We start from the raw sequence: 13,633 nt of genomic DNA, 5'->3' as shown, positions 1-13,633 counted from the left end.
CCTACAACCACCCCTTCTGCCGCGCCAACCGATACGCCTCGATCCTGTTGGCCACGCCCAGCTTGCCGATGCATTCGGACAGGTAATTGCGCACCGTGCCGTGCGACAGCCCCAGCTGCTCAGCGATCTCGCTGGCGGTGCGGCCCTCGCCCGCCAGGCGCAGCACGCGGCGCTCGCGGTCGGTCAGCGGATCGGCCTGCGACCAGGCATCCAGCGCCAGTTGCGGATCGATCGCGCGGATCCCTTGCTTCACCTTGCGCAGCGCCTCGGCCAGGTTCTCGGCCGGTGCATCCTTCAACAGATAGCCCAGCACGCCCGCTTCCAGCGCACGGCGCAGGAAACCGGCGCGGGCGAAGGTGGTCACGATCACCACCTTGATCGGCAGTTCATGGCGGGCGATGCGCTGGGCCAGCTCCAGCCCGCTCAGCCCGGGCATTTCAATGTCGGTGACCAGGATGTCCGGCTGCAGCTGCTGCAGCATGCGCCAGGCGGCTTCGCCGTCGGCAGCACTGCCCAGTACCTCGATATCCGGTTCCAGGCCCAGCAACGCCGACAATGCGCCGCGCACCATCGCCTGATCTTCGGCCAATACGATGCGGATCATGCGGCACCGCCCTGTACCCATGGTGCGGCGGCGGGCAGCGGTGATGTCGCTGCTGCCAGTGGCACGCGCACGGTCAACACCGTGCCTTCGCCACGCGCCGACTGCACCGCCAACTGGCCACCAAGAGCCACCACGCGCTCGCGCATGCCACACAGCCCATTGCCTTCGGTCTGCACGCCGCCCCGGCCGTCATCGCGGATATGCATCGCCAACTGTCGTCCTTCCATCATGAAGTCCACCCGTGCCTGCGTGGCCTGTGCGTGCCGCGCGATGTTGGTGGCCGCCTCGCGCAGCACCAAAGCCAATCCACGTTCCACATCCACCGGCATCGGCGGCGGTACGGCGTACTGCAGATGCACCTGCTGGCATTCCAGCAGCAGCCGCGCCGAGGCCAGTTCACCCGCCAGATCACTGGCACGGATGCCGGTGACCGCACTGCGCACCTGCGCCAGTGCCTCGCGCGCGATGTCTTCGGCTTCACCTATTTCCTGCCGTGCACGCGCATCGTTGCGGTCGTACAGCTTGCGCGCCAGCTCCAGCTTCAATGTGATCAGCGACAGCGTGTGGCCGAGCAGATCGTGCAGGTCGCGGCCGATGCGCTCACGCTCGGCGGTGGTGGCCAGGCGCCGCACTTCCTCCTGCGACAACTGCAGGGCCGCGTCCTTGTCCTTGTTAACTGCTTCCACGTTCACCACCATGCCGATGATGAACGACACGGCCGGTATCCAGACCAGGCTCTGCCACGGATAGTGCGACAGCATGGCCACCGTGCAGAACACCGCGTTCAGGGCCGCCAGCTGCAGCAGGTACAGCCACCAGCTGCCACGCCCGCAGACGCGCAGCATCACGCAGCCGAAGATGAAGTAGCTGATGCCGGAGGGGTACCAGGGCACCAGCAGCGTGGCCAAGGCGACCATCGCCAGCGCATAGCGTGGCGCGTGGTGGCGCGGCGACAACAACAGGCGCACGTACAGCAGCAGGAACAGCGGATAGCTGCCCAGCGTCAGCAGTACCCAACGCAGGGTGTAGCCGCCACTGAACACCGGGGTCATGAACACCCATACCGTCCACAGCAGGTGGATAGCGTCGGCCCACACCGGCTTGCCACGGCGCAGGTTGTCGGCCACCGCCGAATCCGGTGCGGGGCGCAGCAGGGACGCAAGCCAGCTCGGTGGCACGGAAGATTCCAGGCGGGGACGATCGCTGCCGATCATGCCAGTTCAGCCAACCCGGCGCAGGCGGCGACGCGCCAGCAGCAGTGCGACTGCACTCACACCCAGCAACACCAGCAGATGGCCAACGGCACCGCCACGTGCCGGCTGGCCAAGAATGGGCAGGGCCAGCTGCGCCAGATGCCAGGTCGGCCACAGCGGCGCCATCGTCGAAAACACCGTCGGCAACGCCGACAACGGCAGCCACAGCCCCGACAGCAGGGCCAGCGGCAGGTAGACCAGGTTGACGATGGCCGGCGCTGCGCTGGCGCCGACGTGGCTGCCGATCAGCAGGCCGATCGACCCCAGCGGCAATGCCGCAAACGCCGCCACGGCCAGCAGCTGCAATACCTGCACCGCCTGCAGCTGCACGCCACCGAAGAGGCACGCCACCGCCATCAGCATCGCGGCGATCAGCACCGCGAACAGCATGGCCATTGCCAACCGCGCCAGCAGCGGCGCTGCAGAAGGCAACGGCAGTGCGCGCTTGAGGGTCAGCAGGCCGCCTTCGCGGTCCAGCGCCAGCTGCACGCCAAAGCCAAACAGCGAGGGCGCCATCGCGCCGAACACGCAATAAGTGGCCAGCAGATAGACCGGTGCGTGGCCACGGCCCAGCAGTACGCCGAACAACAGGTAGAACAGCACCGGGAACAACAACGAGGGCAGCACGAATGATGGCGAGCGCCAGGCGCGACGCAGCTCGGCCAGCAGTTCAGCGCGATAGGGGCGCAGCACACGCAGCCAGGCGGAGGGCGCTGCGGCGCCGGTGGTACGGGTCAAGGTGTTCATGCTGCCTCCCGGGTCAGGTCGAGGAAGGCGTCGGCCAGTGCCGCGCCCTGTACTTCCAGTTCACGCAGCTGCGCATCGGCGGCGAGCAGGCGGGCCACCACCGGCTCGGCCGGGCTGGCCAGCACCTGCAGATGTTCGCCATCGCGCTGCACCTGCTGGACGCCGGGCCAGTGCTGCACCTCGTCGGCAGCCAGCGTGCTGCGGCAGCGGATGCGTCGCGGCCGGTCGGCCAGGCGCAGTTCGGACAGCGGCGCATCGGCCACTACCCTGCCCTGCTCCAGCACCACCACCCGTTGCGCCAGCGCCTCGGCTTCTTCCAGGTAGTGGGTGGTCAGCAGCACACCGCAGCCTTCGGCCACCAGCTGCCGGATCGCCTGCCACATCGCCTGCCGCGCCTGGATGTCCAGGCCGGTGGTGGGCTCATCGAGGAACAGCACGCGCGGGCGGTCGCAGATGGCAATGGCGAACTGCACGCAGCGCTGCTGCCCGCCGGACAGCTGGCCATAGCGACGCCGGGCAAGGTCCTGCAGGCCCACACGCTGCAGTACGTCGCCCAGCGGCAGCGGATCCGGATAGCAGGCACTGGCCTGCGCCACCAGTTCATCCACCTGCAGCATCGGCGGCAGGCTGGTGCTCTGCAGCATCACGCCGAGGCCGAGCCGATGATCGCGTTGCTGCGGATCACCGCCCAGCAGCTCGACCTGGCCGGCGTCGGCGCGACGCAGGCCCAACAACACGCTGATCGCGGTACTCTTGCCGGCACCGTTGCGGCCCAGCAGGGCCAGTACCTGGCCAGCGCGGACCTGCAGGTCGATGCCGTGCAGGGCGGTATGGTCGCGGTAACGCACCTGCACCTGCTGCAGGCGGGCCAGCGACGGAGCGATCGGATCCATGGGCAGTACCGGTAGCGGGGACGTTGCCATCCTGTGCCGCCGTGGTCACATTTCGCAGTTGCCGCCGTCAATGACATCGGATGACAGCTGTCACTGCCATCGCCGATGCACCTGCCTTCATGCTGTGCCGCACGCTCCACCGCCGGAACCGCCGCTGCCTGCCCTTCCGGTCACACCCGCCCGAACGCCTGTGATGGAACGAATGAACGCTTCTGCCGAGCTGTTGAAGGAACTCCGTATCGACCGCAAATCGCCGCCGCCGGCCTCCAGTGGCGGCAGTGGTGGCCGCCGCTGGCTGTGGGTCGCCGTGGTCGTGATCATCGTGCTGCTGGCCGGCGGTGCGTTCGCGCTGTTCGGCCGTGCGCCCACCGTGGAAGTGGACACCGCGCCGGCCGTGGCCATCCAGCAGGGCAGCGCCAGCAGTTCGGTGCTCGATGCCAGCGGCTACGTGGTCGCCCGGCGCATGGCCACGGTGTCGGCCAAGATCACCGGCAAGGTGCGCGAGGTGATGATCGAAGAAGGCATGCGGGTGGAACAGGGGCAGATCATGGCCACCCTGGACCCCATCGACGCCGACGCGCAGCGCAGCCTGTATGCCTCGCAGCTGCAGTCCGCGCGCAGCCAGGTGGTCGGTCTGGAAGCCCAGCAGAGGCAGGCCACCGCCGAGGCCAGCCGCCTGCAGGCACTGGTCGGCCAGCAGCTGGTCTCGCGCTCACAGTACGACCAGGCCGTGGCCCAGCGCGACAGCCTGCGTGCGCAGCTGGAAACCGCACGACGCAACGTCAAGGTTGCCAACGACCAGCTGTCCATCGCCGACCTCGGCGTGGACAACAACATCGTACGCGCGCCGTTCTCCGGCGTGGTCACCGCCAAGGCCGCGCAGCCCGGCGAGATCGTCTCGCCGCTGTCGGCCGGCGGTGGCTTCACCCGTACCGGCATCGGCACCATCGTCGACATGGAATCGCTGGAGATCGAAGTCGAGGTCGGTGAAGCCTTCATCGGCCGCGTGCAGCCGAAGATGCCGGTGGAAGCTACGCTCAACGCGTACCCGGACTGGAAGATCCCGGCCGAGGTGATCGCCATCATTCCCACCGCTGACCGCGGCAAGGCCACGGTAAAGGTGCGGGTGGCGCTGAAAGTGAAAGACCCGCGCATCGTGCCGGAGATGGGCGTGCGGGTCAGCTTCCTGGAACAGGCGCAGTCGCAGGCGGCCAGCAAGCCGCAGGGTGTTCGCGTGCCGGGCGGTGCCGTGGTCCAGCGCGAGGGCGCCTCCGTGGCTTTCGTGCTGGGCGACGAGAACCGCGTGCAGCAGCGCACGGTCGAAGCCGGTCAGGCGATGGGCAAGGACCGCCAGATCCTCAAGGGCGTGAGCGCGGGGGAGTCGGTGGTGGTCAATCCGCCGGATACCCTGCGCGATGGCACCAAGGTGCAACAGAAACAAGCGCAGTAACGGCCTGGCGCCCACGGGCGCCGCCGGCAGTACCGCTCGACGCACGCCCGCGGCCTCCGCCGGTGCGCTTCCCCGTTTCCCGCCTTCCGTGGAGAACCACCCATGTCGACCCTGGTTTCACTGCGCAACATCACCAAGACCTACCAGCGTGGCCCCGAAAAGGTACAGGTGCTGCATGGCATCGACCTGGATATCGCCAGCGGCGATTTCGTCGCGCTGATGGGCCCGTCCGGTTCCGGCAAGACCACCCTGCTCAACCTGATCGGCGGCCTGGACAACCCCACGGGCGGCGAGATCAGCATCGAAGGCGAGCGCATCGATCAGATGAGCGGCGGCCAGCTGTCGACGTGGCGCAGCCATCACGTCGGCTTCGTGTTCCAGTTCTACAACCTGATGCCGATGCTGACCGCGCAGAAGAACGTGGAACTGCCGTTGCTGCTGACCCACCTCAGCGCGGCGCAGCGCAAGCGCAATGCCGAGATCGCGCTGACCCTGGTCGGCCTGGCCGACCGCCGCAGCCATCGCCCCAACGAACTGTCCGGCGGCCAGCAGCAGCGCGTGGCGATCGCCCGCGCGATCGTCTCCGACCCGACCTTCCTGATCTGCGACGAACCGACCGGCGATCTCGACCGCCAGTCCGCCGAGGAGATCCTGGGCCTGCTGCAGCAGCTCAACCGCGAACACGGCAAGACCATCATCATGGTCACCCATGACCCGAAGGCCGCCGAGTACGCCACCCACACGGTGCACCTGGACAAGGGCGAGCTGGCTGACGCCCCGCTGGCCCACTGACGGAGGCCACAGCGATGAAATACTTCTCGTTGGTCTGGGCGCAGCTGTTCCGCAGCCGCACCCGCACCCTGCTGACCCTGCTGTCGGTGGTGGCCGCGTTCCTGCTGTTCGGCATGCTCGACTCGGTACGTGTGGCGTTCTCTTCCGGTGGCAGCGTGGAAGGCGCCAACCGGTTGGTGACAGCCTCGCGCCTGTCGATCACCCAGTCGCTGCCGATCCGCCTGGAAACGCAGATCCGCCAGGTCAGCGGCGTGCGTGATGTCACCTACGGCATGTGGTTCGGCGGCATCTACCAGGACCCGAAGAACTTCTTCCCCAACTTCTCGGTGGCGCCCAACTACTTCGATGTCTACCGTGAGCTGCAGATCGACCCGGCGCAGCTGCAGGACTGGCAGCAGACCCGCACCGGTGCGATCGTCGGCGAGACGCTGGCCAAGCAGTTCGGCTGGAAGGTCGGCGACACCATCCCGCTGCAGGCCACCATCTTCCCGCGTGGCGGCAGCAACGACTGGCCGCTGGAGCTGAAGGGCATCTACCGCTCGAAGGATCGCGCGTTGGCGGCCAATGAAGAACGCCAGTTGATGATGAACTGGAAGTACTTCGATGAGTCCAACGACTACATCAAGAACCAGGTGAGCTGGTACACGGTGACGCTGGACAACCCGGAGCAGTCTTCGCGGGTGGCACAGGCCATCGATGCGATCTCGGCCAACTCCGACCACGAAACCAAGACCCAGACCGAGTCGGCGTTCCAGCAGGCGTTCGTCAAGCAGTTCGCCGACATCGGCATGATCGTCACCTCGATCATGGGCGCGGTGTTCTTCACCCTGCTGCTGTTGACCGGCAACACCATGGCCCAGGCGGTGCGCGAGCGCGTTCCGGAACTGGCGACGCTGAAGACGCTGGGCTTCAAGGACAGCACGGTGCTGACCCTGGTGATGGTCGAATCGGTGCTGCTGATCGGCCTCGGTGGACTGCTCGGCATGGGCCTGGCGGCGCTGATCCTGCCGGCCATCAGCCCCAAGAGCATGGGCATGCTGCCGCCGCACGTACCGACGCCGACCTGGCTGGTGGGCATCGTCCTGATCGTGGTGATCGGCATCGTGGTCGGGCTGCTGCCCGCACTGCGCGCCAAGCGCCTGAAGATCGTCGACGCGCTCGCCGGCCGCTGAAGAGGACACCGACATGAACAAGCTCAAGAAATGGCTGGGAAACGCGGTGACCGTGCTGTTGCTGGCCGTCGGCCTGGCCGTGTGGATCGGCCTGCCGTGGATCGGCGTGCTGGCGATCGCGGTGCTGGTGGGATTGTGGCTGGCGCTTACCCGCAGTGGACGGCTGGCACTGGCCGCCACCCGCATCGGCATTGCCAGCCTGCCGCAGCGCTGGGGCGCGTCCTCGGTGATCGTGGTCGGCATCGCCGGCGTGGTCGGTGTGCTGGTGGCGATGCTTGCGATGGGCGAAGGCTTCCAGGCCACGCTCAACAACACCGGCGATGACACCACCGCGATCGTGCTGCGCGGCGGTTCGCAGGCCGAGACCAACTCGGTCATCACCCGCGAACAGGTCCCCACGCTGTCCACGCTGCCCGGCATCACCCGCGATGCGCAGGGGCGGCCGCTGCTGTCGCCGGAGCTCTCGCAGGTGGTCAACCTGGTGTCCAAGGCCGACGGCACCGACGTCAACGCGCAGTTCCGCGGTGTCGGCCCGCAGGCGTGGGCCGTGCATGACAAGGTCAAGATCGTCGAAGGTCGCCGGTTCGCCGCCGGCCTGCGCGAGATCGTGGTCGGCCAGGGCGCCAAAAGCCAGTTCCGCGACATGGACGTTGGCAAGACGCTCACCCTGGGCAACCAGACCTGGACGGTCGTGGGCGTGTTCGCTACCGGCGATGCGCATGACTCGGAACTGTGGACCGACGCTGACACGCTGGCCACCACCTACCAGCGCAGCGCCTGGCAGTCGATCAGCGTGCGCACCGACGGCAAGGCCGGCTTCGAGCAGTTCAAGGCCGCCGTCGCCGCCGATCCGCGCCTGAAGCTGGACGTGGAAACCACCCGCGTCTACTACAGCAAGCAGGGTGGCGGGTTGACCAAGCTGATCGACATCCTTGGCAAGGTGATCGGCACCATCATGGCGGTAGGCGCAGTGTTCGGCGCGCTCAACACCATGTATGCCGCCGTGGCCACGCGCGCACGCGAGATCGCCACGATGCGTGCGATCGGCTTCCGTGGCCTGCCGGTGGTGACTGCGGTGATGCTGGAAACCATGCTGCTGGCCCTGCTCGGCGGACTGCTGGGGTGCGCGGTGGCGTGGCTGCTGTTCAACGGCTACAGCGTGTCCACCATCGGCAGCAACTTCAGCGCGGTGGTGTTCAAGTTCCATGTATCGCCGGAACTGCTGTGGAGTGGGTTGAAGTGGGCGCTGGGCATCGGCCTGGTGGGTGGATTGTTCCCGGCGCTGCGCGCAGCACGGCTGCCGATCACCACGGCGCTGCGCGAGACCTGAGCACCAGGGATTGATTGAATGAGCGTTGCGCAGGGGACGGAGCGAAGGCTCCGTCCCTTTTTTTTGTTTGCGCGCCATCCACGCATGGCGTGGATCTACCGATGTGGCGCGTGCGGGATCCAGTAGATCCACGCCATGCGTGGATGGATGCATGCGCACTCGCATCGCTACAGATTGCGCAAACACCGCCGCTATCGATGCCTCTGCCCATCGCAGACACAACGGGCGTGACGTTGCGCACAGTGCACCTGTGGATTGTTGGTTGCGATTCATTTTCGCGGCGTTACAGCGCGCGCGGACAAACAGTTACCGATGAAAACACTCTAGAATCCGGCCCCCACGTTGGTTTGCAGCACCCCACGCGTCCATAGAACGGACGCATGTTTTTTCTGAAACACGAGATTTCACGGATGTCCCTGAAGACCACCCCGCTGCGCAACGCGATCGTCATCGCGCTGGCCGCCAGCTGCACCACGCCCGCCTTCGCACAGGAAGCCGGCGATACCCCCACCAACCTCGACCGCATCGAGATCACCGGCTCGCGCATCCGCCAGGCCAGTGTCGAGACCGCGCAGCCGGTGGTGGCACTCAACCGCGCCGACATCGAGAAGAAGGGCTACGTCAACGTCGCCGACATCCTGCAGGACGTCACGGCAGCCGGTGCACCGAGCCTGAGCCGTTCGTCCTCGCTGAGCTCCTCGCGCGACTTCGGCGGCATGTATGTCAGCCTGCGCAACCTCGGTCCGGAACGCAGCCTGGTGCTGATCGACGGCCGCCGCATGGGCGTCAGCGCCGGCGGCTACTCCGACCTGGCCTCGATTCCGTCCGCCATCGTCGAGCGCGTGGAAGTGCTGACCGACGGCGCTTCGGCGCTGTACGGCTCGGACGCCATCGCCGGCGTGGTCAACATCATCACCCGCAAGAACTTCGACGGTGGCGAAGCCAGCGTCTATGTCGGCCAGTACGGCGAAGGCGACGGCCAGAAGCGCTCCTACAGCGCCACCTTCGGCAAGACCTTTGACCGCGGCTGGTTCAGCGTCGGCGCCGAGCGCACCAAGGAAGACGAGATCCTCGGCGATGCGCGCGAGTTCAGCCGCTACCCGGGCGGCCCGCGCCACGCCGACGACGTCGACGCGCTGAGCCCGACCACCCAGTGGGGCACCGTCACCGTCGGTGGCAAGCCGCTGACCGTCGGCCCGGGCGGCGACCCGAGCAGTGCTGGCAACTTCCACACGCCGAACCCGGCCGATGGTGCCAACGCCAAGACCAACATGAGCCTGCTGAGCGGCCTGGAGCGCACCTCGGTGTTCGCCAACGGCGGCTTCTCGATCACCGACAACCTGCGCATCGTCGCCGACGCGCTGTACAGCAAGCGCGAGTCGACCAAGCACCTGGCCGGCTACCCGTACTCGGTCTCGGCTGCGCAGTCCCGCAACGGCACCCGCGCTGCCCTGTCCAAGGACAGCACCTTCAACAAGTGGGGCCAGGACGTGCTGTTCTCGCACCGCACCGAAGAGCTGCCGCGCGGTACCGAGAACACGCTGGAGACCAAGCGTGCCAGCCTCGGCCTGGAAGGCAGCTTCGAAACCGGTTCGCGTTACTGGGACTGGAACGTCAGCTACATGTACAACCGCAATGAAGGCGAGCGCGTTGGCACCGGCAGCATGTACCAGCCGCACGTCAACCTGGCCGTCGGCCCGTCCTTCATGGACGGCGGCGTTGCCCGCTGCGGTACGCCGGGTGCGGTGATCGCCGGCTGCGTGCCGTGGAATCCGGCTGCACCGATGGGCTACACCGGCCCGGGCTCGCTGGGCAACCAGGACGTGCAGGACTACCTGTTCACCCGCTTCGTCGACAAAATGCGCAGCACCACCAAGGTCGCCAGCGCCAACATCTCCGGCTCGCTGTTCACCCTGCCGGCCGGTGACATCATGGGCGCGATGGGCTTCGAGCACCGCAGCGAAGAAGCCAGCTACACCCCGGACCTGATGGTGCAGAAGGGCCAGATCGCCGGTACCACCGGCCAGCCGACCCGTGGCGACTACTCGCTCAACGAGGTCTACCTGGAAATGCAGGTGCCGCTGCTGGCCGACATGGCCTTCGCCCGTGAGCTGTCGCTGGACCTGGCCGGTCGCTACACCGACTACAACACCTTCGGTTCGACCACCAACAGCAAGTTCGGCCTGAAGTGGAAGCCGATCGACAGCCTGCTGGTGCGCGCCACCTACGGCACTGGCTTCCGTGCACCCACCGTGGACGATCTCTACGGCGGCGCGGTGTCCAGCCGCGATTCGTTCACCGATCCGTGCGATACGAAGTTCGGCATCGCCGCCAGCAGCCCGACCGTGGCAGCACGCTGCCAGGCGCTGAACGTTCCGGCCAACTTCCGTCAGCAGACCGGTTCGGACGGCAACCTTGCCAACCGCCCGGGCCAGCAGGCCACCTCCGATTTCAACTCCGGTTCCAACCCGGAACTGAAGCCGGAAACCGCCAAGACCTGGACCGTCGGCCTGGTCTACAGCCCGGAGTTCGTGCAGGGCCTGGACGTCAGCCTGGACTGGTGGAAGATCCGCATCGACAACGCCATCGTCGGCGAGTCGGCCACCGACATCCTCAACCAATGCTACGTGCAGGGTGTGGATTCGGCCTGCGGTCGCTTCACCCGTTCCACCGCTGCGGCCACCCGTGGCCAGGTCTCGGCGCTGGATCGCTCGCTGGTCAACGCCGGCTACCGCGAAACCGCCGGCTATGACATCGGTGTGCGTTACCGCCTGCCGGAAACCGCATACGGCAAGTTCGCCATCAACTGGAACACCACCTACACCGACTACCTGGAGCAGCGCAACGACAGCGCCGCCACCACCCCGGTGGAACAGCGCGTGGGCTGGGCCGGCGACTTCCGCGTGCGTTCGACCGTCAACCTGGATTGGCAGTACGGCAACCTGGGCATCGGTTGGACCGCCCGTTACTACTCGGGCATGAAGGAAGCCTGCTCGTACGATCTGGGCGGTGGCCCGGACTGCAACATGGCCGACTTCTCCTCGCCGTATACCGATGCACAGCCGAGCCGCAAGGTGGGTTCCAACACCTTCCACGACCTGCAGGTGCGTTACAGCCTGCCGTGGGATGGCACCGTGTCGCTGGGCCTGAACAACGTGTTCGACCACCAGGGTCCGATCATGTACAGCCAGCCGAACAGCAGCTTCACCTACTACGGTGGCTTCGATATCGGTCGTTTCATGTACATGAAGTACCAGCAGCGCTTCTAAGCCTGCAACCGCGTTCCCGCCCCGGCCAACTCTCTCCTGGCCGTGGATGGAAGCAGAACGGCGCCCCTCGGGGCGCCGTTCTTTTTTTGCGGGGTCGGATCCCTTCGCTCCGCGAAGGGCTCTGACCCATAGGTTCGCCGGGCATGGCCCGGCGCTACCGCTACCGCCTGGCGGCGCGCATCGCACGCACGTTGTCTGCGACGAACAGGATCAACCCGGCCCAGATCGCCGCAAAGCCGATCGCCTTGCCGGTGTCGAAGGCCTCGTGGAAGAAGAACACGCCCAGCAGCAGCTGCAGGCTCGGTGCGATGTACTGCAGGATGCCAACCAGCGACAGCGGAATGCGCTTCACGCCGTAGGCGAAACCGATCAGCGGCACCGCCGTGACCACGCCACCGAAGATCAGCAGCAGATCGTTGCCCCAGCCCCAGCCACCGAAGAAGCCGCCGCCATGGCCGTTCTCAGCCCACAGCGCAAAGCCCAGCGCCGGCAGGAACAGATACAGGCTTTCCACTCCCAGCCCGGCCACCGGGTCGACCGACACCAACTTGCGCAGCAGGCCGTACAGGCCGAACGAACAGGCCAGGCCCAGCGCGATCCACGGCGGCGTACCCGCATCGATGGTCAACCAGGCCACGCCCACCGCGGCGATGGCCACGGCCAGCCACTGCACGCGGCGCAGGCGCTCTTTCAGCACCAGCACGCCCAGCAGCACATTCACCAGCGGGTTGATGAAGTAGCCCAGGCTGGTCTCGATCACGTGACCGGCATTGACCGCCCAGATGTACAGGCCCCAGTTGAAGGCGATGGTCAGGCTCGATACCGCCAGGATCGGCAGCGCGCGCGGTTGCGCGGCGATCTTCTTCCACCAACCCAGCCGCGATGCGATCAGCAGCCAGGCCACCACCAGCACGGTGCTCCAGATGATGCGGTGGGCGATGATCTGGAACGACGGCACTTCGTTCAGCAGATGCCAGTAGACCGGCACCAGCCCCCACAGCACGAAGGTGGACGCGGTAACCAGCAGGCCGCGGCGTTGTTCTTTCTCGTCCATGCTCATCGCTTGCGTGTCCTTGCCATTGTCAGTACCACCACACCCAGAAGTATCACTGCCATGGCCAGGAAGTCGCGCCAGCCGAAACGTTCGCCGTTCAACGCCGCACCCAGCAGCACCGCGATCACCGGATTGACGTAGGCATAGCTGCCGGCCAGCGCCGGGCGTACGTTCTGCAGCAGCCAGACGTAGGCGGTGAATGCCACGATCGAACCGAACACGCACAGATAGGCCATCGCCAGCAGGCCACCGGCATCGGGCAGGGTGGTGGGGCGCTCGCCGACGATCAGGCCGATCAGCACCAGCAGCACACCCCCGCAGATCATCTGCCCGGCGGCGGTCATGAACGGGCCCGGCAGGTCCTGCCCGCGTGCCCACACCGAGCCGAACGCCCAGCCGACCGGTGCGATCAGCAGCAGCACCAGCCCGGTGGGCGATGCAGTCAGGCTGCTGCCGGCGTTGAGCCAGACCACGCCGACGAAGCCGACGGCGATGCCCAGCCATTCGCCCTTGCTGGCGTGCTGGCCACGCAGGGCCGAGAACAACGCCATCCACAGCGGCACCGAGGCCACCGCCGTGGCGGCCAGGCCGGATGACACCTCGCGCTCGGCCAGCACCACCATGCCGTTGCCCAGCACCAGCATGGTCACGCCCATGATGGCCAGGTTGCGCCACTGCCGCAGGCTCGGCTTCGGCATCTTCCAGAACAGGCGCAGCGCCAGGTACATCACGCCGCCGGCAATGATGAACCGGCTGCCGGAGACCATCGTCAGCGGCAGCGCGCCGCCATGCAGGGCCTTGGCGATACCCAGGTAGGTCGAGCCCCAGACCACGTAGACCAGCAGCAGCGCCAACGCGACAAGGCCACCCCGGGGAGCAGCCGCAGACGGAACGGGGGGAGCCGACATGACACACCAGGGAGCCGGGGGAAACCGATTTTAGGACGTTTTGGTTATGGTCCGGCAGCCCATGTGGTGGCACGCTGTCATCCATCCATGTCCCGCCCGCCCCTCCGGCACCCGGCGTTGACGTGGGATGCAGTACCCAGGAGGCTGGCCGGCAGCGCACT

Annotated in this window: 11 protein-coding genes; 5 read left to right on the top strand and 6 right to left on the bottom strand. The window is 66.8% G+C overall.

Annotation, left to right across the window (positions count from 1 at the left end; all coding sequences use genetic code 11):
* Window position 1: 1 nt before the first annotated feature.
* The 4 genes from QOL57_RS21095 to QOL57_RS21080 are packed head-to-tail and all read right to left on the bottom strand — an operon-like array spanning window position 2 to window position 3,497.
* Entirely contained in the window at window positions 2–604 is a 603-nt protein-coding gene (locus tag QOL57_RS21095; RefSeq protein WP_089241395.1) for a response regulator transcription factor, read from the bottom strand.
* Window positions 601–1,818 carry a sensor histidine kinase gene (locus QOL57_RS21090; RefSeq protein WP_089241397.1) on the bottom strand — a complete coding sequence of 406 codons (1,218 nt, stop codon included), beginning with the start codon at window positions 1,816–1,818 and terminating at the stop codon, window positions 601–603. The genes QOL57_RS21095 and QOL57_RS21090 overlap by 4 nt, the downstream gene beginning before the upstream one ends.
* A gap of 6 nt (window positions 1,819–1,824) precedes the next feature.
* Entirely contained in the window at window positions 1,825–2,604 is a 780-nt protein-coding gene (locus tag QOL57_RS21085; protein WP_089241399.1) for an ABC transporter permease, read from the bottom strand.
* Complete coding sequence (locus QOL57_RS21080) at window positions 2,601–3,497, bottom strand: ABC transporter ATP-binding protein (RefSeq protein WP_089241401.1); 897 nt, start codon at window positions 3,495–3,497, stop codon at window positions 2,601–2,603. Before QOL57_RS21080 ends, QOL57_RS21085 begins: the two co-directional genes overlap by 4 nt.
* Window positions 3,498–3,699: 202 nt before the next feature.
* Between QOL57_RS21080 and QOL57_RS21075 the strand changes: the two genes are divergently transcribed.
* The 5 genes from QOL57_RS21075 to QOL57_RS21055 all read left to right on the top strand — a co-directional run bounded on the left by QOL57_RS21075 (window position 3,700) and on the right by QOL57_RS21055 (window position 11,510).
* On the top strand, window positions 3,700–4,947 hold the full coding sequence (locus tag QOL57_RS21075; RefSeq protein WP_089241403.1) for an efflux RND transporter periplasmic adaptor subunit: 1,248 nt from the start codon (window positions 3,700–3,702) through the stop codon (window positions 4,945–4,947).
* A gap of 102 nt (window positions 4,948–5,049) precedes the next feature.
* Window positions 5,050–5,739: an ABC transporter ATP-binding protein gene (locus tag QOL57_RS21070; protein ID WP_025878346.1), complete on the top strand. Its 690-nt coding sequence runs from the start codon at window positions 5,050–5,052 to the stop codon at window positions 5,737–5,739.
* A 14-nt stretch (window positions 5,740–5,753) separates the two neighbouring features.
* Window positions 5,754–6,911 carry an FtsX-like permease family protein gene (locus tag QOL57_RS21065; protein ID WP_089241405.1) on the top strand — a complete coding sequence of 386 codons (1,158 nt, stop codon included), beginning with the start codon at window positions 5,754–5,756 and terminating at the stop codon, window positions 6,909–6,911.
* A gap of 13 nt (window positions 6,912–6,924) precedes the next feature.
* Window positions 6,925–8,241: an ABC transporter permease gene (locus QOL57_RS21060; RefSeq protein ID WP_089241407.1), complete on the top strand. Its 1,317-nt coding sequence runs from the start codon at window positions 6,925–6,927 to the stop codon at window positions 8,239–8,241.
* Between the two features lie 410 nt (window positions 8,242–8,651).
* A complete protein-coding gene (locus tag QOL57_RS21055; protein ID WP_089241409.1) occupies window positions 8,652–11,510 on the top strand; it encodes a TonB-dependent receptor in 2,859 nt (952 codons plus the stop codon).
* A gap of 160 nt (window positions 11,511–11,670) precedes the next feature.
* Here the strand turns inward: QOL57_RS21055 and rarD are convergent, their stop codons facing one another.
* Window positions 11,671–12,570 (bottom strand): EamA family transporter RarD, encoded by a 900-nt coding sequence (gene rarD, locus QOL57_RS21050; protein WP_089241411.1) that lies wholly within the window; start codon window positions 12,568–12,570, stop codon window positions 11,671–11,673.
* Window positions 12,567–13,472 carry a drug/metabolite exporter YedA gene (gene yedA, locus QOL57_RS21045; protein ID WP_089241413.1) on the bottom strand — a complete coding sequence of 302 codons (906 nt, stop codon included), beginning with the start codon at window positions 13,470–13,472 and terminating at the stop codon, window positions 12,567–12,569. Before yedA ends, rarD begins: the two co-directional genes overlap by 4 nt.
* Window positions 13,473–13,633: the final 161 nt, after the last annotated feature.

Origin of the sequence: Stenotrophomonas sp. yr243 (genome assembly GCF_900184195.1) — a bacterium.
In the GTDB taxonomy this organism is placed as follows: Bacteria; Pseudomonadota; Gammaproteobacteria; order Xanthomonadales; family Xanthomonadaceae; genus Stenotrophomonas; species Stenotrophomonas lactitubi.
This window is presented reverse-complemented; position numbering and strand designations above follow the sequence as displayed.